Consider the following 20,644-nt stretch of genomic DNA (forward strand, 5'->3'; position numbering starts at 1 on the left):
ATGCTAAGGTGCGTTCACCTTAACATACTGAATCTGTTTACCGTGTGCTGGTTTCTCTATCTTGTTCGTACCGCCGATAACGCCCTGTACACCGGGATCACTACCGATGTGGCGCGGCGTTTTCTGCAACATCAAACGGGGAAAGGTGCCAAAGCGCTGCGGGGGAAAGGAGAATTACAGCTCGCCTTTTCAGCGCCCGTTGGCGACAGATCGCTGGCGCTCAGAATGGAATACCGCATTAAGCAACTGACGAAGCGTCAGAAAGAGCGCCTCGTCACCGGAGACGGCTCCTTTGAGGCGCTTCGCGACAGCCTGATTAAAAGCGATTGAAATGGTCGTGGTACTCAACCAGACCGTTCACGCCTTTAAACGCGTCATCAGCCAGACGGTGCACCTGGAAGGCGGATTCCGTTCCCGGCCAGCGGCAGCGGAGATCGTAATGCGCTGCCGGTTCGAAGCCTAAACGGCCATAGAACGTAGCATCCCCCAACGTCACCACGGCGGCATAGCCAAATTCGTTGAGCGAGTCCAGCCCTTCGTAAACCAGCTGGCGCGCCAGCCCCTGGCCGCGGTAGTGTTCATCAACCGCCAGCGGTGCCATTCCTACCCACTGTAGCTCTTCGCCCTGAACGGTAACCGGGCTGAAGGCAACGTAGCCCACCACCTGACCTTCGTCATCGGTGGCAACCAGCCCCAGCGTAATCAGGCCGTCTTCGCGGAGATCGTGGACCAGTTGCGCTTCGTCATCCCGCGCAAAAGAGCGGCGTAACAACGCATCGATTCCCGGTGCATCAATCCCAATTTCGACTCGAATCAGCATGGCTCACCTACTGAAGTGTGTTTACTTTCCGGCGGGGTTTTCAGCCCCGCCTCAACGAAATCTGCCATTTGCATCAACATCACACGCAGCGCTTTCGGCATCTGCTCCAGCTCAATGGCATCCATTAAATTCTTCACGTACAGACCAAGTTCCGTATCGCCTTCGATAACCAGTCGGCGCTGGAAGAAGAGTGTGTCCGGATCCTGCTTACGCGCGGCGATCATCAGCAGATCGCTGGCGCTGGCGCTAAAGCTCACATCCGCCTCGGCGGACTCACGGACGATCAGTTGGTCATTCTCAACAGAGGTAAACCAGCGCAGCCCGATATCGTGGACGTCAATGCTTAACCAGCGCCCTTCCAGGAACGCCAGCTCACCGTCCTGCAGTGCCTGGCGGAATTGCCAGCTCAGCACCTGCTCCAGCACCTGGCGTTTAAGCGCGAACGGGGCCAGTTTTACCGGCACGCTCAGCATTGATGGACCAAATTGTACGAGACGTGAACGCAGTTTATCCAGCACGAGCTTTACTCCCTGATAGCTATAGTCCTGCTATTTTGCCATATCCGAAGCACAACATAGCGGCGTAAATCAACAAACTGTCGTCAGGTGTACCTCATTATTGGTGCCATCAATACGCCATTAGCTGCCTTAAATCAAAAATTGTCGCGTATGGGTTAATTAAAATCCCAGCTCGTTAACAAATTTGCGATCGACTACATCAGGATAAATTATGGAGCTGCTCTGCCCAGCCGGAAATCTTCCGGCGCTTAAGGCGGCCATCGAAAATGGGGCCGATGCGGTCTATATCGGGCTGAAAGATGATACCAACGCCCGCCATTTTGCTGGCCTCAACTTTACGGAGAAAAAGCTTCAGGAAGCCGTTACCTTCGTCCACCAGCACCGCCGCAAACTGCATATCGCCATCAATACCTTCGCCCATCCTGATGGCTACGCCCGCTGGCAACGCGCGGTGGATATGGCAGCACAGCTGGGCGCCGATGCGCTGATCCTCGCCGACCTCGCTATGCTTGAGTATGCGGCAGAACGCTATCCCCATATTGAGCGTCACGTCTCCGTTCAGGCATCTGCCACTAACGAAGAGGCGGTGCGTTTTTATCATCGTCACTTTGATGTTGCCCGCGTGGTGCTGCCACGCGTGCTCTCTATTCATCAGGTTAAGCAACTCGCGCGCGTCACGCCAGTACCACTGGAAGTTTTTGCCTTTGGCAGCCTGTGTATCATGGCCGAAGGCCGTTGCTATCTCTCCTCCTATTTAACCGGCGAGTCCCCCAATACCGTTGGGGCCTGCTCACCCGCCCGCTTTGTTCGCTGGCAACAGACGCCGCAGGGGCTGGAATCGCGCCTGAACGACGTGCTGATTGACCGCTATCAGGACGGCGAAAATGCCGGTTACCCGACGCTGTGCAAAGGCCGCTATCTGGTAGACGGCGAGCGTTACCACGCGCTGGAAGAGCCAACCAGCCTTAATACGCTGGAACTGCTGCCAGAACTGCTGGCCGCCAATATCGCCTCGGTGAAAATTGAGGGCCGCCAGCGCAGCCCGGCGTACGTAAGCCAGGTGGCGAAAGTCTGGCGCCAGGCTATCGATCGCTGCATGGCAGACCCGCAGAACTACGCACCGCAACCGGCGTGGATGGAGACACTCGGTGCGATGTCCGAGGGTACACAAACCACGCTTGGCGCGTATCACCGTAAATGGCAGTGAGATAATCATGAAATATTCATTAGGGCCGGTGCTCTACTACTGGCCAAAAGAGACGCTGGAAGATTTTTACCACCAGGCCGCGACCAGCAGCGCAGATGTGATTTACCTCGGTGAAGCGGTATGCAGCAAGCGCCGCGCCACCAAAGTGGGCGACTGGCTGGATATGGCGAAAAGCCTCGCCGGAAGCGGTAAACAGGTGGTGCTCTCAACGCTCGCCCTCGTCCAGGCCTCCTCCGAACTGGGTGAACTCAAACGCTACGTAGAGAACGGTGAATTCCTGCTGGAAGCCAGCGATCTGGGCGTAGTGAACATGTGCGCCGAACGCAGACTGCCGTTTGTCGCAGGCCATGCGCTGAACTGCTATAACGCCGTGACGCTGCGCCTGCTGCTTAAACAGGGGATGACGCGCTGGTGCATGCCGGTCGAACTCTCGCGCGACTGGCTGGCTAACCTGCTCAACCAGTGCGAAACGCTGGGCATTCGCAATCAGTTTGAGGTGGAAGTACTGAGCTATGGTCATCTCCCGCTGGCCTATTCTGCCCGCTGCTTCACCGCACGCTCTGAAGACCGCCCGAAAGACGAGTGTGAAACCTGCTGCATCAAGTACCCGAACGGGCGCAGCATGCTGTCGCAGGAAAATCAGCAGGTGTTCGTCCTGAACGGTATCCAGACCATGAGCGGCTATGTGTATAACCTCGGCAATGAACTGGCGTCGATGAACGGTCTGGTCGACATGGTGCGCCTGTCACCGATGGATACGGGCGTATTCGCCATGCTGGATGCCTTCCGCGCCAATGAAAACGGTGACGCTCCGCTGCCGTTAACCGCTAACAGCGACTGTAACGGCTACTGGAAACGCCTCCCCGGGCTGGTGCTACAGGGCTGAAGAAGAAATGTAAAAGCTCACTTTGTTAACAACGGTTATTAAATTTTAATGCACTATTAAAAGATTCACCGTCGACAAAGTGAGCTGTTATGACTGATAAAACCATTCCGTTTTCGGTGCTGGATCTGGCGCCGATCCCTCAAGGGTCCTCAGCACGAGAAGCCTTTACCCACTCTCTCGATCTCGCTCGCCTGGCAGAAAAACGCGGTTATCACCGTTACTGGCTGGCTGAGCACCACAATATGGTTGGTATCGCCAGTGCCGCGACCTCCGTGCTGATTGGTTACCTGGCGGCGAACACCACCACACTGCATCTTGGCTCCGGTGGCGTGATGCTGCCGAACCACGCTCCGCTGGTGATTGCCGAGCAGTTTGGCACGCTGAACACTCTCTATCCTGGCCGTATCGACCTGGGTCTTGGCCGTGCGCCGGGCAGTGACCAGCCGACCATGCGCGCCCTGCGTCGCCATATGAGCGGCGACATCGATAACTTCCCGCGCGATGTGGCTGAACTGGTGGACTGGTTTGACGCGCGTGACCCTAACCCGCACGTGCGCCCGGTGCCAGGCTACGGTGAGAAGATCCCGGTGTGGCTGCTGGGCTCAAGCCTGTACAGCGCGCAGCTTGCCGCGCAGCTGGGGCTGCCGTTCGCCTTTGCCTCACACTTCGCGCCAGATATGCTCCACCAGGCGCTTCATCTCTATCGCACAAACTTCAAACCTTCCGAGCGACTGGAAAAACCGTATGCGATGGTGTGCATTAACATCGTTGCCGCCGACAGCAATCGCGATGCGGAATTCCTGTTCACCTCCATGCAACAGGCTTTTGTGAAGCTGCGTCGCGGTGAGACCGGCCAGCTGCCGCCGCCGGTGGAGAATATGCATCAGCTGTGGTCGGCATCCGAACAGTATGGCGTTCAACAGGCGCTGAGCATGTCGCTGGTGGGGGATAAGGCAAAAGTGCGTCACGGGCTGGAGGCGGTGCTGCGTGAGACGCAGGCGGATGAAATTATGGTTAACGGCCAGATTTTCGATCATCAGGCACGCTTGCATTCGTTTGACCTGGCGATGCAGGTGAAAGAGGAAGTGTCAGGTTAGCGCGGTTTGTCACCCTCTCCCGTCGGGAGAGGGTGACAGGTGGTGTTACTGATACACCGGCAGCAGGTTAAAACTCGACAGAACATGCACCAGCGCGTTGCCAATACCGAACACCAGAATCAGCGCAATCATCGGCTTTCCGCCCCAGACGCGGAATTTCGGGCTGCCGAAGCGTTTACGTGATTTGCGTGCCAGCAGCGCAGGCACAATCGCCGCCCAGATGGTCGCCGCCAGCCCGGCATAGCCGATGGCATAGAGGAAACCATTCGGCCACAGCAGACCGCCAACAATCGGTGGCAGGAAAGTCAGCAGCGCGGTTTTAAAGCGCCCCATAGCAGAATCATCAAAACCAAACAGATCGGCCAGGTAGTCAAACAGGCCCAGCGTCACGCCGAGGAAAGAGCTCGCGACGGCAAAGTTAGAGAACACCACCAGCAGCAGATCCAGACTGCGGCTGTTCAGTACGCCGCTCAGCGCCTGTACCAGCACATCAATGTTACCGCCCTTCTGCGCAATGCCGATAAATTCAGGACGCGGGATATTGCCCATCGTCCCCAGCAGCCAAATCACGTACAGCGCCAGCGCCAGCAGCGTGCCGTAGATCAGGCACTTCACAATCGTGCGGGGATCTTTACCGTAATACTTCATCAGGCTCGGCACATTACCGTGGTAACCAAACGATGCCAGACAGAACGGCAGGGTCATCAGCAGGTACGGCGTGTAAGTGGTATTCGCCTCCGCCACGTTGAACAGCGTGGCCGGCGTAACGTGCCCAAGCAGGCTGCCGAAGGTCAGAAAGAAGGTGATCACCTTCGCGCCCAGCACAATCGCCGTCATGCGGCTCACCGCTTTGGTGCTCATCCAGACGATAAACGCGACGCCCAGCGCGAAGCACAAGCCCGCCACTCTTGCCGGCACGTTCAGCGACAACTCCGAGAATGTGTGATGCAGAATGGAGCCGCTCGCTGAGATGTACGCGTAAGTCAGGATGTAGAGCACAAAGGCAATGGAGAGGCCGTTTATCAGGTTCCAGCCTTTGCCTAACAGGTCTTTAGTGATGGTGTCGAAGCTGGAGCCAATGCGGTAGTTCAGGTTGGCTTCGAGGATCATCAGCCCGGAATGAAGCATACAGAACCAGGTAAACACCAGTGCCGCCAGCGACCAGAAGAACCACGCACCGGACATAACCACAGGCAGGGAGAACATCCCGGCACCAATGATGGTTCCGCCGATGATCACCACGCCGCCAAGCAGCGAAGGTGACGTTTGGGTGGTGGTAAGTGTCGCCATACAGCCTTTTCTCCAGTCAATAATGCGGTTATGCATGTTAATGTGCAGCACTGTACCAGTACAAGAGTACAAAAGGAATAAAAAAAGCCCCGACAGTGTTTATCGGGGCTGTATAGATTACTTTACGTCAGAAACGAAAGGCTTACGCGTCACCGAAACGACGACGAGCGGTACCTTCTTCACGACGTGGGCCACGGCTTTCGCGACGCTCGCCAGAGAAACGACGACCTTCGCCTGCGCCAGCGCGGTTGCCTTCGCTACGACCGCCTTCACGACGTTCGCCACCGAAACCACGACCACCGCCACGACGTTCGCCACCACGGTCAGTACGTGGCTGGGCATCGCCCATCAGCTGCATGTTCATCGGCTTGTTCAGGATGCGGGTGCGAGTAAAGTGCTGCAGTACTTCGCCCGGCATGCCTTTTGGCAGCTCGATGGTAGAGTGAGATGCGAACAGCTTGATGTTACCGATGTAACGGCTGCTGATGTCGCCTTCGTTAGCGATCGCGCCAACGATATGACGAACTTCAACACCATCATCACGGCCCACTTCAATGCGGTACAGTTCCATTTCGCCAGCGTCACGACGCTCACGACGTGGACGCTCTTCGCCACTGCGCTCTGGACGGTCAGCACGTGGACCACGATCGTTACGGTCGCCACGACGTTCGAAACGCTCGTCACGGTCACGGAACTCACGCTTAGGACGCATCGGTGCATCTGGTGGCACGATCAGGGTACGTTCGCCCTGTGCCATTTTCAGCAGTGCTGCGGCCAGCGTTTCCATATCCAGCTCTTCGCCTTCAGCGGTAGGCTGAATCTGTGCCAGCAGTGCACGATACTGGTCCAGGTCGCTGCTTTCCAGCTGCTGCTGTACTTTCGCGGCGAATTTTTCCAGACGGCGTTTGCCCAGCAGTTCTGCATTTGGCAGTTCCGCTTCTGGAATGGTCAGCTTCATGGTGCGTTCAATGTTACGCAGCAGACGACGCTCGCGGTTCTCAACGAACAGCAGCGCACGACCTGCACGACCCGCACGACCGGTACGACCGATACGGTGAACGTAGGACTCGGAGTCCATTGGAATATCGTAGTTAACAACCAGGCTGATACGCTCAACGTCCAGACCACGTGCTGCCACGTCGGTTGCAATCAGGATATCCAGACGACCGTCTTTCAGGCGCTCCAGCGTCTGCTCACGCAGAGCCTGGTTCATGTCACCGTTCAGCGCTGCGCTGTTGTAGCCGCTACGCTCCAGCGCTTCAGCCACTTCCAGGGTCGCGTTTTTGGTACGAACGAAGATAATCGCCGCATCAAAATCTTCCGCTTCCAGGAAACGAACCAGCGCTTCGTTTTTACGCATACCGTATACAGACCAGTAGCTCTGGCTGATGTCCGGGCGAGTGGTCACGCTGGACTGAATGCGCACTTCCTGCGGCTCTTTCATGAAGCGGCGGGTAATGCGACGAATCGCTTCTGGCATGGTTGCAGAGAACAGAGCGGTCTGATGACCTTCCGGGATCTGCGCCATAATCGTTTCTACGTCTTCGATGAAGCCCATACGCAGCATTTCATCTGCTTCATCCAGTACCAGACCGCTCAGTTTAGAGAGGTCAAGAGTACCGCGCTTCAGGTGATCCAACAGACGGCCCGGCGTACCGACAACAATCTGTGGACCCTGGCGCAGGGCACGTAACTGCACGTCATAACGCTGGCCACCGTAAAGGGCCACCACGTTTACGCCGCGCATATGTTTAGAGAAATCAGTCATAGCTTCTGCAACCTGAACAGCCAGTTCACGGGTTGGAGCCAGGACGAGGATCTGCGGTGCACGCAGTTCCGGATCGATGTTGTGCAGCAGCGGCAGCGAGAACGCTGCGGTTTTGCCGCTACCAGTCTGGGCCATGCCCAGCACGTCACGACCAGACAACAGATGTGGGATACATTCTGCCTGGATCGGAGATGGTTTTTCGTAACCCAGATCGGTAAGGGCTTCAAGGATAGGAGCCTTCAGGCCCAGATCTGCAAAAGTGGTTTCGAATTCAGCCATGTAGTACGAGTGCCTCAATGTCAATGGCGGCCAGTCTACTTAGCTCATCGTGAAAATGATTAGCAATTTTCATTGAAAAGTGTGAACCGGCTCAAAGTAGATGTATTGACGAACAACAACGCCCTCACCAGTTAAGGTGATGGCAATCAAAAGATTACGGGCTGATGTTTATGTCGTCAGCTATTGCTGGTCCGATTCTGCCAGGTCGTCTTGCTCCTGGCCCAAGAGCGATAATTCCAACAATGCATAACGGTGCTCAACGAAGTTGTGTACGTTGTTAGCAACCGCTAATTTGAACAGTGCCGTAGCGCTGTCCTTATCCCCCAGACTTAGGTAGTACTTACCTAAATAGAAGTTGGTTTCACTGAGATGCTCAGCGAGCGAGGTGTTATCCGTTGCGTCCGCCTTGAGGCGTTCCATCAGCGTTGCTTCGCTAATGTTGCCCAGGTAGAACTCGACAATGTTCCATCCCCACTGTTCCTTGTCCGATTTATCGAAGCGCTGTTTCAGTGCTTCTTTTGCCTGCTTCTCATCGAGCTTCTGCTCAACGATGTATAACCACAGACTGCGGAAAGGATCATTAGGATCGTCTTGATAAAACGCCAGCAGATCATCTTGCGCTAACTTATCACGACCGCCGTAATACAGGGCGATACCGCGATTCAAGTGCGCGTAGTTGTAAGTTGGATCAAGCTCAAGTACAGAATCAAACGCTTCATAGGCAGCATCAAAATTGCCTGCCTGCGTTAAATAAATGCCTAAGTAATTGAATACTTCAGGCATATCAGGTCGGATTGCCAGCGCTTGTGAGAAATCATTCCGCGCTAATGCCCTCAGACCGAGACTATCATACAACACTCCGCGCTCATATAAAAGCTGTGCGCGTTCGTCATCGGTTAAAGCCCGACTGGCAAGAATTTGTTCCATGCGTGCCAGAATCACTTCCTGCTGCAAAGTCGGTTGCAATGGCACTGCGAGGACTTCGCTCTTACGCCAGGCAGAGTTGCTGCATCCTGCCAGCGTTAAAGCTGTCGCAACGAAACACCAGCGCAAAAAAGGCTTCATTTCCCACTCCCGAAGACAACTATTGGATGAACGTCCTGTCCCCCGGCGGCTTAACAAGGCGTCCTGCCTGATAATAGGCCCCCCGCCGAAGCGGAGGGCAAATGCAACTTACTCGCCTTGCTGTTCTGCTGCCGATGCTTCTGGCGCAGCAGCCGGCTGAGACTGCTCGGTTGCTTCTTTAATGCTCAGACGGATACGGCCCTGGCGGTCAACTTCCAGAACTTTAACCGGGACTTCCTGACCCATCTGCAGGTAATCGGTCACTTTCTCAACGCGCTTGTCAGCGATTTGAGAGATGTGAACCAGACCTTCTTTACCGCCACCGATGGCAACGAACGCGCCAAAGTCAACGATACGGGTCACTTTACCATTGTAGATACGGCCCACTTCGATTTCTGCAGTAATTTCTTCGATGCGACGAATAGCGAATTTCGCTTTCTCGCCGTCGGTCGCTGCAATTTTCACCGTACCGTCATCTTCGATTTCGATAGTGGTGCCAGTCTCTTCGGTCAGAGCACGGATAACGGAACCGCCCTTACCGATAACATCTTTGATCTTGTCTGGATTGATCTTGATGGTGTGGATACGCGGAGCGAACTGAGAAATGTCGCCACGTGGCGCGTTGATCGCCTGTTCCATCACGCCCAGGATGTGCAGACGAGCACCTTTAGCCTGGTTCAGCGCAACCTGCATGATCTCTTTGGTGATACCTTCAATTTTGATATCCATCTGCAGCGCAGAGATACCGTCGCGGGAACCCGCAACTTTGAAGTCCATATCGCCCAGGTGGTCTTCGTCGCCCAGAATGTCAGACAGAACAACAAAGTTCTCGCCTTCTTTCACCAGGCCCATTGCGATACCCGCAACGGCGGCTTTGATTGGCACGCCTGCATCCATCAGCGCCAGAGATGCACCACACACGGAAGCCATGGAAGAAGAACCGTTAGATTCGGTGATTTCAGAAACCACACGAACGGTGTACGGGAATTTGTCAGCATCCGGCATCACTGCCAGCACACCACGCTTCGCCAGACGACCGTGACCAATTTCACGACGCTTAGGCGAACCCACCATACCGGTTTCACCTACAGAGTATGGAGGGAAGTTGTAGTGGAACAGGAAGCTGTCAGTACGCTCGCCCATCAGTTCGTCGATGTTCTGCGCGTCACGTGCTGTCCCCAGGGTCGCGGTAACCAGCGCCTGCGTTTCGCCACGGGTGAACAGTGCAGAACCGTGAGTACGTGGCAGAACGCCAGTACGCACGTCCAGACCACGGATCATGTCTTTTTCGCGGCCATCGATACGCGGCTCACCCGCCAGGACGCGGCTACGAACCACGTTTTTCTCGATAGCGTGCAGAATTTCGCTCAGCTCGTTAGCATCCAGCGTTTCGTCTTCAGCAATCAGCGTTGCGATAGTTTCGTCTTTGATCACGTCAACCTGAGCATAACGCTCCTGTTTGTCGGTGATGCGATAAGCATCGCTCAGACGAGATTCAGCCAGCGCAGCAACGCGTGCATTCAGCGCGTCGTTGACGGCTTCAGGCTGCCAGTCCCAACGTGGTTTGCCCGCTTCTTTAACCAGATCGTTGATGTTCTGAATAACGATCTGCTGCTGATCGTGGCCAAAGACCACCGCGCCCAGCATCTGGTCTTCGCTCAGCAGTTCCGCTTCGGATTCAACCATCAGCACAGCCGCTTCAGTACCAGCAACAACCAGGTCCAGCTTACTTTCTTTCAGCTCTTCCTGCGTTGGGTTCAGCACGTACTGGTCGTTGATGTAACCAACGCGTGCAGCACCAATTGGGCCATTGAATGGAATACCAGACAGTGACAGGGCCGCGGAAGCACCGATCATCGCAACGATATCCGGGTTAACCTGTGGGTTAACGGAAACAACGGTCGCGATAACCTGCACTTCGTTCACGAAGCCTTCCGGGAACAGCGGACGAACCGGGCGGTCAATCAGACGCGCAATCAGGGTTTCGCCTTCGCTTGGACGGCCTTCACGACGGAAGAAGCCACCCGGGATTTTACCGGCAGCGTAGGTACGCTCCTGGTAGTTAACGGTCAGTGGGAAGAAGTCCTGACCTGGTTTTGCTTTTTTCTGGCCAACTACGGTTACGAATACCGCAGTGTCATCCATGCTTACCATAACGGCAGCAGTAGCCTGACGTGCCATCATGCCGGTTTCCAGCGTGACGGTGTGTTGACCATACTGGAATTTACGAACGATCGGATTCAGCAAAGTTCTGTCCTTTCTTAAATGTATGACAGCACACCACCGGTGTGCTGACGATTTAACCCGACCTTCTTCGCATCCTCGCGACTAATGACAACCAACACCCCCATGGGTGAAGCCTCTCATTAGCCGCGCGAACCTCTGCAATGAAGATCATTTATAGCAACAATACAATAGTTTCCAGTGAATTGCTGCCGTCTGGTTGAAAAAAGGGGCCATCAGGCCCCCTTTTCTGAAACTCGCAAGACTTAGCGACGCAGACCCAGACGCTCGATCAGCGCGGAGTAACGTGCAACATCTTTACGTTTCAGGTAGTCGAGCAGTTTACGACGCTGAGAAACCATACGCAGCAGACCACGACGGCTGTGGTGATCTTTTTTGTGCTCTGCAAAGTGACCCTGCAGGTGGTTAATCTGTGCAGTCAGCAGTGCAACCTGAACTTCGGTAGAACCGCTGTCGTTAGTACCACGACCAAACTCAGAAACGATTTTAGCTTTAGCTTCAACGCTTAGAGACATTTTCAAACTCCAGAATATAAAGAATGTAAGGATGCCGATCTCTAATTCAGCAATCCCAGTATACGTCCCGCAATATGTTAAACAATTTGCCGAACGTTAAGCCGCGATATTCTACTCGTCTCCCCTGCTTATCGCAAGGCGAGCCGTTATCGCTATCAGGCTTCAACCGGATACTCAACGACCAGGCGACGCGGCGCGACGCGCCCTTCGCCATCCATTTCACCCATGCCGATAAACTTACCTTCATCCCCCTCGGTCACGCGTACCAGACCTTCAGAAGGAGCACTGGTGGTACGAACCGGGTTTCCGTTCTTAAAGTAAACGGAGGATGTTAAAGGAAGATTAACAACCGGGAAATCGGCCGCCGGGCTGTCCATTGGCATCAGCAGCGGATCGAGCAAATCGGCCGGCGCAATCTCCTGCGCTTCCGCCTGCTCAACCAACTCGCGCAGATGTTCAAGGGTCACCATTCGCTCAACCGGGTACGTGCTGACAGCCAGGCGACGCAGGTAAATCACGTGCGCACCGCAACCCAGCTTTTCACCCAGGTCGTCAATGATGGTACGAATATAGGTGCCTTTCGAACAGTGAACTTCCAGCTCCAGCTCATCGCCTTCGTGACGAATAAAGAGCAGTTCGTACACGGTAATCGGACGGGGTTCGCGAGGAACGTCAATGCCCTGGCGTGCATATTCGTACAGTTTTTTACCCTGGTACTTCAGCGCCGAATACATTGACGGTACCTGCAGCGTGTCGCCACGGAAACTTTCCAGCGCAGCATCAAGTTGCTCCGCGCTGAAGGTCACCGGACGCTCTTCTACCACCTGACCATCGGCATCGGAGGTGTCTGTGCGCTGGCCTAATCGGGCGATGACCCGATAGCGCTTATCGGAGTCCAGCAGGTACTGGGAAAACTTTGTCGCTTCCCCCAGGCAGATCGGCAGCATGCCGGTCGCCAGCGGATCGAGCGCGCCCGTGTGGCCCGCACGGTTGGCGTTAAATATACGCTTAACTTTTTGCAGCACGTCGTTGCTGGAAGCGCCCTGGGGTTTATCCAGCAGCAGCACACCATGCACGTCGCGACCGCGACGACGAGGACGACTCATTAGTCCTCCTTGCTGTCGTCCGTTGGGTTAACACGACGTTCGTCGTCATGTTTCACCACGCTGGTCACCAGGTTAGACATGCGCATACCTTCAACCAGAGAGTTGTCGTAGAAGAAGGTCAGCTCAGGCACGATACGCAGACGCATCGCTTTGCCGAGCAGAGAGCGGATGTAGCCAGAGGCTTCCTGCAGCGCTTTAATGCCGTTTTTAACCGCGGCTTCGTCCTGATCGTTCAGGAAGGTCACGAACACTTTGGCATACGCCAGGTCGCGGGACATTTCCACGCCGGACACGGTGGTCATCACACCCACGCGTGGATCTTTAATTTCACGTTGCAGGATGAGGGCGATCTCTTTCTGCATTTCTTGCGCTACGCGCTGCGGGCGACCAAATTCTTTCGCCATAATAAATTCTCCAGACAAAAAAGGGGCAAAAAGCCCCTTTTAAAATTATTACCGGGTGGCGCTTTGCTTACCCGGCCTGCATCAATGATTAAGCAATCGTACGCTGAATTTCGATGATCTCGAACACTTCGATCATGTCGCCAACGCGAACGTCGTTGTAGTTCTTCACGCCGATACCACATTCCATGCCGTTACGGACTTCGTTAACGTCATCTTTGAAGCGGCGCAGGGATTCCAGCTCGCCTTCGTAGATAACCACGTTGTCACGCAGTACGCGGATCGGGTTGTGACGTTTGATGATACCTTCGGTAACCATACAGCCCGCGATGGCACCAAATTTCGGTGATTTGAACACGTCACGCACTTCAGCCAGACCGATGATCTGCTGTTTCAGCTCTGGAGACAGCATGCCGCTCATCGCAGCTTTCACTTCGTCGATCAGGTTATAGATGACGGAGTAGTAACGCAGATCCAGACTTTCAGCATCAATCACTTTACGTGCAGACGCGTCAGCACGTACGTTGAAGCCGACCAGGATTGCATTGGATGCAGCAGCCAGGGTGGCGTCGGTTTCGGTGATACCCCCTACGCCAGAACCGATGATCTTCACTTTCACTTCGTCAGTAGACAGTTTCAGCAAGGAGTCGGAGATCGCTTCCACAGAACCCTGAACGTCGGCTTTCAGAACGATGTTCACTTCGTGAACTTCGCCTTCGGTCATGTTCGCAAACATGTTCTCGAGTTTAGATTTCTGCTGACGAGCCAGTTTAACTTCACGGAATTTGCCCTGACGATACAGTGCAACTTCACGCGCTTTCTTCTCGTCACGTACGACGGTCACTTCATCGCCCGCAGCCGGCACACCGGACAGGCCCAGGATTTCCACTGGAATGGACGGACCTGCTTCCAGAACTTCCTGACCCAGTTCGTTACGCATCGCACGAACACGACCGTATTCGAAACCACACAGAACGATATCGCCTTTATGCAGCGTACCTTCACGAACCAGAACGGTTGCAACCGGACCACGACCTTTATCCAGGAAGGATTCGATAACCGCGCCGCTCGCCATACCTTTACGAACCGCTTTCAGCTCCAGAACTTCAGCCTGCAGCAGGATAGCGTTCAGCAGGTCGTCGATACCGGTACCGGCTTTCGCAGATACAGGGATGAACTGCGCTTCACCGCCCCACTCTTCCGGCATAACACCGTACTGGGAGAGTTCGTTTTTAACGCGATCCATGTCAGCTTCTGGCTTATCGATCTTGTTCACTGCAACCACCAGAGGCACCTGCGCCGCTTTCGCGTGCTGGATAGCTTCAATGGTCTGTGGCATCACGCCGTCATCTGCAGCAACAACCAGTACAACGATATCCGTTGCCTGAGCACCACGAGCACGCATAGAGGTAAACGCTGCGTGGCCCGGGGTATCCAGGAAGGTGATCATGCCGTTGTCGGTTTCTACGTGGTACGCACCGATGTGCTGGGTAATACCACCCGCTTCACCGGAGGCCACTTTCGTCGAACGAATGTAGTCGAGCAGAGAGGTTTTACCGTGGTCAACGTGACCCATGATGGTCACTACAGGCGCGCGCGGTTCTGCCGCTGCGCCGGTGTCACGGTCGCTCATTACTGCTTCTTCCAGCTCGTTTTCACGACGCAGGATAACTTTGTGGCCCATCTCTTCGGCTACCAGTTGCGCAGTTTCCTGGTCGATAACCTGGTTGATGGTGGCCATTGCGCCCAGTTTCATCATCGCTTTGATGACCTGAGAGCCTTTAACCGCCATTTTGTTGGCCAGATCGCCAACGGTGATGGTTTCACCAATCACTACGTCACGGTTAACAGCCTGAGCTGGCTTCTGGAAGCCCTGCTGCAGTGCGGAACCTTTACGCTTGCCGCCTTTACCACCGCGGATCGCTGCACGTGCTTCTTCACGGTCAGCTTTAGATTCAGCGTGCTTGTTGCCTTTTTTGGCTGGGCGAGCAGCTTTGGTGCTGCGAGTACGGCCACGACCACCTTCAACTTCACGGTCGTTATCGTCTTCTGCCTGGCGCGCATGCTGAGAAGTGGTGACGTGATAATCGCTGGTGTCTTCAGACGCTTCAGCAGGGTTCACACCGTTCTTCTCGTTTTCTTCAGCCATACGGCGCGCTTCTTCAGCTACACGGCGAGCTTCTTCTTCAAGCTTGCGGCGGGCTTCTTCTTCCGCTTTACGCTTCAGCTCGGCAGCTTCATTTTCACGGCGGGCTTTTTCAGCCTGGGCGGTTTTTGTCATTTCGTCGGTCTGTTGATTGCTCACTTTGTCTTTTTCCGCAGCTTCACGCTTCACTTTATCACTTGCGTCGCGTTTCGCTTTTTCTGCGGCCTCACGTTCAGCTTTTAATTCTGCTTCACGTTTGGCAGTCGCTTCTGCCTCACGCTGAGCTTGTTCTTCCGCTTCACGCTGTGCCTGCTCTTCCGCAGCAAGGCGTTCTGCCTCTTGCGGATCACGTTTTACAAAGGTGCGTGTCTTGCGGACTTCAATTTGTACCGATTTGCTTTTACCACCGGTACCAGGGATATTCAACGTGCTACGCGTTTTGCGCTGCAGCGTCAGCTTGTCAGGCGTCGAACCGTGTTCACGGTTCAGGTGCGCTAACAAGGTTTGTTTTTCTTGCGCGTTCACCGAGTCATCAGCGGACTTCGGGATCCCTGCATCAGCAAATTGCTGTACCAGGCGGTCCACGGAGGTCTGAATCTCGGCAGCCAGCGATTTTACAGTTACATCAGTCATGCTGTTCCTTCCTGCTACAGTTTATTACGCTTCGTCGCCGAACCAGCAAATATTACGTGCGGCCATGATGAGTTCGCCGGCTTTCTCGTCGGTTAAACCTTCGATATCGGCCAGGTCATCAACGCCTTGCTCAGCGAGATCTTCCAGCGTACAAACACCACGGGCAGCCAGCTTGAACGCAATCGCACGATCAAGACCTTCCAGATTCAGCAGGTCATCAGCCGGCTTCTTATCGCCAAGGCTTTCTTCCTGAGCCAGTGCCAGGGTGGTCAGTGCGTTTTTAGCGCGTTCACGCAGGGCTTCAACGGTGGCTTCATCAAGACCGTCGATTTCCAGCAGCTCTTTCATTGGCACATAGGCCAGTTCTTCAAGGGTAGAGAAACCTTCTTCAACCAGAACAGTGGCGAAATCTTCGTCAATATCCAGGTATTTCGTGAAGGTATCGATCGCCGCATGGGCTTCAGCCTGATGCTTAGCCTGCAGGTCATCAACGGTCATTACGTTGAGTTCCCAGCCGCTCAGCTGTGACGCCAGGCGTACGTTCTGACCGTTACGGCCGATTGCCTGCGCCAAGTTGCCCGCTTCAACAGCGATATCCATGGTGTGTTTGTCTTCGTCAACAACGATAGACGCCACATCCGCCGGAGCCATTGCGTTAATCACGAATTGCGCCGGGTTGTCGTCCCACAGGACGATATCGATACGCTCGCCGCCCAGTTCGGTAGAAACCGCCTGAACACGCGCACCGCGCATACCTACGCAAGCACCGACCGGGTCGATACGTTTGTCGTTGGTTTTCACTGCGATTTTCGCGCGTGAACCCGGATCGCGGGCAGCCGCTTTAATCTCGATAACTTCTTCGCCGATTTCCGGTACTTCGATACGGAACAGTTCAATCAGCATCTCTGGCTTGGAACGGGTCACAAACAGCTGTGCACCACGCGCTTCAGGGCGTACGGCATACAGAACGCCACGAATACGGTCACCCGGGCGGAAGTTTTCACGCGGCAGCATGTCTTCACGCAGGATAACGGCTTCAGCGTTACCTGGCAGCCCTTCAGATTTGATTTCCAGAGAGATGTTGTCGCGGTTTACTTTCTTCACCACGCCGGTAATGATCTCACCTTCCTGATCGCGGAACTGATCGACAACCAGCGCACGCTCAGCTTCACGGACTTTCTGGACGATAACCTGTTTTGCGGTTTGCGTGGTGATACGGTCGAAGGTGACAGATTCAATCTGATCTTCAACATAGTCACCCACGTTCAGGCTTTCGTCTTCAAAACGCGCCGCTTCCAGGGTGATCTCTTTCGTCGGCTGGGTCACCTCTTCAACGATTACCCAACGACGGAATGTATCGAAGTCACCGCTTTTACGATCGATTTCTACGCGAACATCGATCTCTTGTTCGTATTTTTTCTTGGTTGCTGTAGCCAGTGCACTTTCCAGCGCTTCGAAAATCTTCTCACGCGGCAGTGATTTCTCGTTGGAGACGGCTTCAACAACAGCCAAAATTTCTTTGTTCATCGCGGGCTTTTCACCTCAATCCAGACTGTTAAAAGTGGGGAACCAGGTTCGCCTTCTGGATATTACTCAGCGCGAACACTTCATCTTTGCCTTCGACTGTAACCGTGATCATTTCACCATCAACGGCTTTGATAATTCCCTGCCATTTACGGCGGTTCTGTACGGCCATACGCAGAACGAGAGCCACTTCTTCACCGGTAAAGCGCACATAGTGCTCGGCCGTGAACATCGGGCGATCGAGGCCGGGTGAGGAAACTTCCAGGTTGTACGCAACGGTAATCGGGTCTTCAACATCAAGAACCGCACTCACCTGGTGGCTAACATCAGCACAATCATCAACATTGATGCCATCTTCACTATCAATATAGATGCGCAGCGTCGATGTACGGCCGCGAACGAATTCGATGCCGACCAGTTCGTAGCCCAGTGCTTCGACCGGTGCAGTAATCATCTCTGTTAATTTTTGCTCTAATGTGGACAAGCCCACCCCCAAGACATAAAAAAAGGGCGTAAAGCCCAGTTATTCTGTAGTCAGATAACAAAAAACCCCGATAAATCGGGGCTTTAGATAACTGAACCCTATAGCCGCAACTGCGGCCTGGAGCACTCTCCGAAAGAATTTTTTCAAATCCAGCTACGAAGGCTCTAAGTCTTCACAGTATATTTGAAAAAGAACTTTATGGGAAAGTGGTTGCGGGGGCCGGATTTGAACCGACGACCTTCGGGTTATGAGCCCGACGAGCTACCAGGCTGCTCCACCCCGCGCCTGAAACGTGGCAAATTCTACGCGTTTTGGAGAGAATTTGCAAATAATGCTGGGATTTGGTACCGAAGACGGGACGTAAAATCGGCGTTTAGTATATTGATAGTGAACCCCACCTGTCAAGCCAGTTTCCGCCAGGTCAAACAAAGGGAAAATTTTACAAAAAACGCACGAGTCTCTTCCGGTCATCGACAAAAGATGATTAAATGAATACTCACTTATTTTGCATAAACATGCATCGAGAGCGAAAGCGGTCTCTTAATCAGTCAATCAAGCAGGGTTTTATTTTATGACGACGATTCTCAAGCATCTTCCGGTAGGACAACGTATTGGCATCGCTTTTTCAGGCGGCCTGGATACCAGCGCTGCACTGCTGTGGATGCGCCAGAAGGGAGCGGTTCCGTATGCATATACTGCGAACCTGGGTCAGCCGGATGAGGACGATTATGATGCAATCCCTCGTCGCGCTAAAGAGTATGGCGCAGAGAACGCGCGCCTGATTGACTGCCGTAAGCAACTGGTCGCTGAAGGTATTGCTGCTATTCAGTGTGGTGCTTTCCATAATACCACCGGCGGCCTGACCTATTTCAATACCACCCCGCTGGGCCGTGCAGTGACCGGTACCATGCTGGTTGCCGCCATGAAAGAAGATGGCGTAAACATCTGGGGTGATGGCAGTACGTATAAAGGAAACGATATCGAACGTTTCTATCGTTATGGCCTGCTGACCAACGCCGAGCTGCAGATTTATAAACCGTGGCTCGATACCGACTTTATCGACGAGCTGGGCGGCCGTCATGAAATGTCCGAGTTTATGATCGCCTGTGGCTTCGACTATAAGATGTCCGTTGAGAAAGCCTACTCTACCGATTCCAATATGCTGGGTGCGACGCACGAAGCGAAGGACCTGGAATTCCTGAACTCCAGCGTGAAGATCGTTAACCCGATCATGGGTGTGAAGTTCTGGGACGAAAACGTCAAAATCCAGGCGGAAGAAGTTACCGTGCGTTTCGAGCGCGGCCATCCGGTTGCCCTGAACGGCAAGACCTTCTCTGACGATGTGGAACTGATGCTGGAAGCTAACCGTATCGGTGGCCGTCACGGTCTGGGCATGAGCGACCAAATTGAAAACCGTATTATTGAAGCAAAAAGCCGTGGCATCTATGAAGCCCCTGGGATGGCGCTGCTGCACATCGCTTATGAACGTCTCCTGACCGGTATTCACAACGAAGACACCATCGAGCAGTATCACTCTCATGGTCGTCAGCTCGGTAAACTGCTGTACCAGGGCCGTTGGTTCGACCCACAGGCCCTGATGCTGCGTGATGCACTGCAACGTTGGGTGGCAAGCGCGATCACCGGCGAAGTGACGCTGGAGCTGCGTCGCGGGAATGACTACTCGATTCTGAACACCGTGTCCGACAACCTGACTTATAAAGCAGAGCGTCTGACCATGGAGAAAGGTGAATCCGTGTTCTCTCCGGACGATCGTATTGGCCAGCTGACCATGCGTAACCTGGACATCACCGATACCCGTGAGAAGCTGTTCAACTACGTTGAGAATGGCCTGCTCTCCGCAAGCGCCGGTAATGGCCTGCCGCAGGTTGAAAACCTGGAGCACAGCGTTAAGAAGTAAGGCTTACGCAGAAATGCAAAAGGCGCCCACTGGGCGCCTTTTTTACGACCGCTACAGAACCGGTCCCGCTGGCACGAACGTACCCGCCGACGAAAACGCCCCTTCTACAGACGAAATCTACAGACGAAAAAAAAGACGTCTTTCGACGTCTTTCTTTTGGAATATTGGTACCGAGGATGGGACTCGAACCCACAAGCCCGTTAGGGCACTACCACCTCAAGGTAGCGTGTCTACCAATTCCACCACCTCGGTACTGAATACTTAGTGCGGGATATCGCTGGTCGGCTTAGCCGGTGCAGCTGGCTGAGTCTGCTCAGTTTTCGCTGGCGCGCTCAGATTTTCCCACTCGCTTCCTTTGCTGGTCTTGTTGCTGTTGATATTGCCAAGCGCCAGACTGATGATGAAGAACAGCGTAGCCAGAATCGCCGTTGTGCGGGTCATGAAGTTCGCAGAACCACTTGAACCAAACAGCGTACCGGAAGCGCCTGCTCCGAAGGAGGCTCCCATATCAGCGCCTTTACCTTGCTGCAGCATGATCAGCGCTACGAGAGCGATGGCTACAATAAGGAAAATAACTAAAAGAGCTTCGTACATAATCAACCTGTTCCTTGCGGATTTGCCGCATACCAATGCTTCGACCAATTAGCAGGATTTTTGTTTCCCACTGAAGCGGGTGTGAATACTAACCAAAGCGAATGTGCTTCGCAAGGGCAATTTTGACGCATTGTATCAACTGCGGAAAA

General features: G+C 54.1%; 19 protein-coding genes and 2 tRNA genes. 5 read left to right on the plus strand and 16 right to left on the minus strand.

Annotation, left to right across the window (positions count from 1 at the left end; translation table 11 throughout):
• Positions 1–330 carry a GIY-YIG nuclease family protein gene (locus tag JTA15_RS14805; RefSeq protein ID WP_138014186.1) on the plus strand — a complete coding sequence of 110 codons (330 nt, stop codon included), beginning with the start codon at positions 1–3 and terminating at the stop codon, positions 328–330.
• On the opposite strand, the gene JTA15_RS14810 is transcribed toward JTA15_RS14805, so the two are convergent.
• Complete coding sequence (locus tag JTA15_RS14810; RefSeq protein ID WP_219372455.1) at positions 317–820, minus strand: GNAT family N-acetyltransferase; 504 nt, start codon at positions 818–820, stop codon at positions 317–319. The two genes, JTA15_RS14805 and JTA15_RS14810, sit on opposite strands and share 14 nt — an antisense overlap.
• Entirely contained in the window at positions 814–1,338 is a 525-nt protein-coding gene (locus JTA15_RS14815; RefSeq protein WP_032679042.1) for an SCP2 domain-containing protein, read from the minus strand. The genes JTA15_RS14810 and JTA15_RS14815 overlap by 7 nt, the downstream gene beginning before the upstream one ends.
• 211 nt (positions 1,339–1,549) lie before the next feature.
• On the opposite strand from JTA15_RS14815, the gene JTA15_RS14820 reads away from it, so the two are divergent.
• The 3 genes from JTA15_RS14820 (at position 1,550) to JTA15_RS14830 (ending at position 4,528) form a co-directional block, all read left to right on the plus strand.
• A complete protein-coding gene (locus JTA15_RS14820) occupies positions 1,550–2,545 on the plus strand; it encodes a peptidase U32 family protein (RefSeq protein WP_020883543.1) in 996 nt (331 codons plus the stop codon).
• A gap of 7 nt (positions 2,546–2,552) precedes the next feature.
• On the plus strand, positions 2,553–3,431 hold the full coding sequence (locus JTA15_RS14825) for a U32 family peptidase (RefSeq protein WP_032680199.1): 879 nt from the start codon (positions 2,553–2,555) through the stop codon (positions 3,429–3,431).
• Positions 3,432–3,520: 89 nt separating this feature from the next.
• Positions 3,521–4,528, plus strand: a complete 1,008-nt coding sequence (locus JTA15_RS14830; RefSeq protein ID WP_032679044.1) for an LLM class flavin-dependent oxidoreductase — start codon at positions 3,521–3,523, stop codon at positions 4,526–4,528.
• Positions 4,529–4,573: 45 nt separating this feature from the next.
• Here the strand turns inward: JTA15_RS14830 and mtr are convergent, their stop codons facing one another.
• The 12 genes from mtr to JTA15_RS14890 all read right to left on the minus strand — a co-directional run bounded on the left by mtr (position 4,574) and on the right by JTA15_RS14890 (position 18,267).
• On the minus strand, positions 4,574–5,818 hold the full coding sequence (gene mtr, locus JTA15_RS14835; RefSeq protein WP_219372456.1) for a tryptophan permease: 1,245 nt from the start codon (positions 5,816–5,818) through the stop codon (positions 4,574–4,576).
• A 142-nt stretch (positions 5,819–5,960) separates the two neighbouring features.
• Positions 5,961–7,865, minus strand: coding sequence for a DEAD/DEAH family ATP-dependent RNA helicase (locus JTA15_RS14840; protein WP_020883539.1), 1,905 nt, complete (start codon positions 7,863–7,865; stop codon positions 5,961–5,963).
• Entirely contained in the window at positions 7,858–7,938 is an 81-nt protein-coding gene (gene yrbN / locus JTA15_RS21955) for a protein YrbN (protein ID WP_100122156.1), read from the minus strand. Before yrbN ends, JTA15_RS14840 begins: the two co-directional genes overlap by 8 nt.
• Before the next feature lie 107 nt (positions 7,939–8,045).
• On the minus strand, positions 8,046–8,930 hold the full coding sequence (gene nlpI / locus JTA15_RS14850; protein WP_013098912.1) for a lipoprotein NlpI: 885 nt from the start codon (positions 8,928–8,930) through the stop codon (positions 8,046–8,048).
• Between the two features lie 108 nt (positions 8,931–9,038).
• A complete protein-coding gene (gene pnp, locus JTA15_RS14855) occupies positions 9,039–11,177 on the minus strand; it encodes a polyribonucleotide nucleotidyltransferase (protein ID WP_014171780.1) in 2,139 nt (712 codons plus the stop codon).
• A 242-nt stretch (positions 11,178–11,419) separates the two neighbouring features.
• A complete protein-coding gene (rpsO, locus tag JTA15_RS14860) occupies positions 11,420–11,689 on the minus strand; it encodes a 30S ribosomal protein S15 (RefSeq protein WP_013098914.1) in 270 nt (89 codons plus the stop codon).
• 155 nt (positions 11,690–11,844) lie between these two features.
• On the minus strand, positions 11,845–12,795 hold the full coding sequence (gene truB, locus JTA15_RS14865) for a tRNA pseudouridine(55) synthase TruB (RefSeq protein WP_014171782.1): 951 nt from the start codon (positions 12,793–12,795) through the stop codon (positions 11,845–11,847).
• A complete protein-coding gene (rbfA, locus tag JTA15_RS14870; RefSeq protein WP_014171783.1) occupies positions 12,795–13,199 on the minus strand; it encodes a 30S ribosome-binding factor RbfA in 405 nt (134 codons plus the stop codon). The genes truB and rbfA overlap by 1 nt, the downstream gene beginning before the upstream one ends.
• Before the next feature lie 88 nt (positions 13,200–13,287).
• A complete protein-coding gene (gene infB, locus JTA15_RS14875) occupies positions 13,288–15,975 on the minus strand; it encodes a translation initiation factor IF-2 (RefSeq protein ID WP_014171784.1) in 2,688 nt (895 codons plus the stop codon).
• A gap of 24 nt (positions 15,976–15,999) precedes the next feature.
• Positions 16,000–17,502 carry a transcription termination factor NusA gene (nusA, locus tag JTA15_RS14880; protein ID WP_014171785.1) on the minus strand — a complete coding sequence of 501 codons (1,503 nt, stop codon included), beginning with the start codon at positions 17,500–17,502 and terminating at the stop codon, positions 16,000–16,002.
• Positions 17,503–17,530: 28 nt separating this feature from the next.
• Positions 17,531–17,983, minus strand: a complete 453-nt coding sequence (rimP, locus tag JTA15_RS14885) for a ribosome maturation factor RimP (RefSeq protein ID WP_014833432.1) — start codon at positions 17,981–17,983, stop codon at positions 17,531–17,533.
• A 207-nt stretch (positions 17,984–18,190) separates the two neighbouring features.
• Positions 18,191–18,267 (minus strand) — tRNA-Met (locus tag JTA15_RS14890).
• 287 nt (positions 18,268–18,554) lie between these two features.
• Between JTA15_RS14890 and argG the strand changes: the two genes are divergently transcribed.
• On the plus strand, positions 18,555–19,901 hold the full coding sequence (gene argG, locus JTA15_RS14895) for an argininosuccinate synthase (protein WP_020883538.1): 1,347 nt from the start codon (positions 18,555–18,557) through the stop codon (positions 19,899–19,901).
• A gap of 165 nt (positions 19,902–20,066) precedes the next feature.
• Here the strand turns inward: argG and JTA15_RS14900 are convergent.
• Together JTA15_RS14900 and secG are read right to left on the minus strand one after the other, a co-directional pair.
• Positions 20,067–20,153, minus strand: a tRNA-Leu gene (locus tag JTA15_RS14900).
• 9 nt (positions 20,154–20,162) lie between these two features.
• On the minus strand, positions 20,163–20,495 hold the full coding sequence (gene secG / locus JTA15_RS14905; protein WP_020883537.1) for a preprotein translocase subunit SecG: 333 nt from the start codon (positions 20,493–20,495) through the stop codon (positions 20,163–20,165).
• Positions 20,496–20,644 lie beyond the last annotated feature (149 nt).

Origin of the sequence: Enterobacter sp. BIDMC 29, from assembly GCF_019378755.1 — a bacterium.
GTDB lineage: Bacteria > Pseudomonadota > Gammaproteobacteria > Enterobacterales > Enterobacteriaceae > Enterobacter > Enterobacter ludwigii.

Bases quoted from the DNA above. Each gene is read 5' to 3' on its own strand.
- JTA15_RS14805 (WP_138014186.1), top strand. From the start codon at position 1: ATGCTAAGGTGCGTTCACCTTAACATACTGAATCTGTTTACCGTGTGC.
- JTA15_RS14825 (WP_032680199.1), top strand. From the start codon at position 2,553: ATGAAATATTCATTAGGGCCGGTGCTCTACTACTGGCCAAAAGAGACG.
- argG (WP_020883538.1), top strand. From the start codon at position 18,555: ATGACGACGATTCTCAAGCATCTTCCGGTAGGACAACGTATTGGCATC.
- secG (WP_020883537.1), bottom strand. From the start codon at position 20,495: ATGTACGAAGCTCTTTTAGTTATTTTCCTTATTGTAGCCATCGCTCTC.
- mtr (WP_219372456.1), bottom strand. From the start codon at position 5,818: ATGGCGACACTTACCACCACCCAAACGTCACCTTCGCTGCTTGGCGGC.
- JTA15_RS14820 (WP_020883543.1), top strand. From the start codon at position 1,550: ATGGAGCTGCTCTGCCCAGCCGGAAATCTTCCGGCGCTTAAGGCGGCC.
- rbfA (WP_014171783.1), bottom strand. From the start codon at position 13,199: ATGGCGAAAGAATTTGGTCGCCCGCAGCGCGTAGCGCAAGAAATGCAG.
- infB (WP_014171784.1), bottom strand. From the start codon at position 15,975: ATGACTGATGTAACTGTAAAATCGCTGGCTGCCGAGATTCAGACCTCC.
- JTA15_RS14810 (WP_219372455.1), bottom strand. From the start codon at position 820: ATGCTGATTCGAGTCGAAATTGGGATTGATGCACCGGGAATCGATGCG.
- JTA15_RS14840 (WP_020883539.1), bottom strand. From the start codon at position 7,865: ATGGCTGAATTCGAAACCACTTTTGCAGATCTGGGCCTGAAGGCTCCT.
- rpsO (WP_013098914.1), bottom strand. From the start codon at position 11,689: ATGTCTCTAAGCGTTGAAGCTAAAGCTAAAATCGTTTCTGAGTTTGGT.
- truB (WP_014171782.1), bottom strand. From the start codon at position 12,795: ATGAGTCGTCCTCGTCGTCGCGGTCGCGACGTGCATGGTGTGCTGCTG.
- yrbN (WP_100122156.1), bottom strand. From the start codon at position 7,938: ATGAAAATTGCTAATCATTTTCACGATGAGCTAAGTAGACTGGCCGCC.
- nlpI (WP_013098912.1), bottom strand. From the start codon at position 8,930: ATGAAGCCTTTTTTGCGCTGGTGTTTCGTTGCGACAGCTTTAACGCTG.
- JTA15_RS14830 (WP_032679044.1), top strand. From the start codon at position 3,521: ATGACTGATAAAACCATTCCGTTTTCGGTGCTGGATCTGGCGCCGATC.
- nusA (WP_014171785.1), bottom strand. From the start codon at position 17,502: ATGAACAAAGAAATTTTGGCTGTTGTTGAAGCCGTCTCCAACGAGAAA.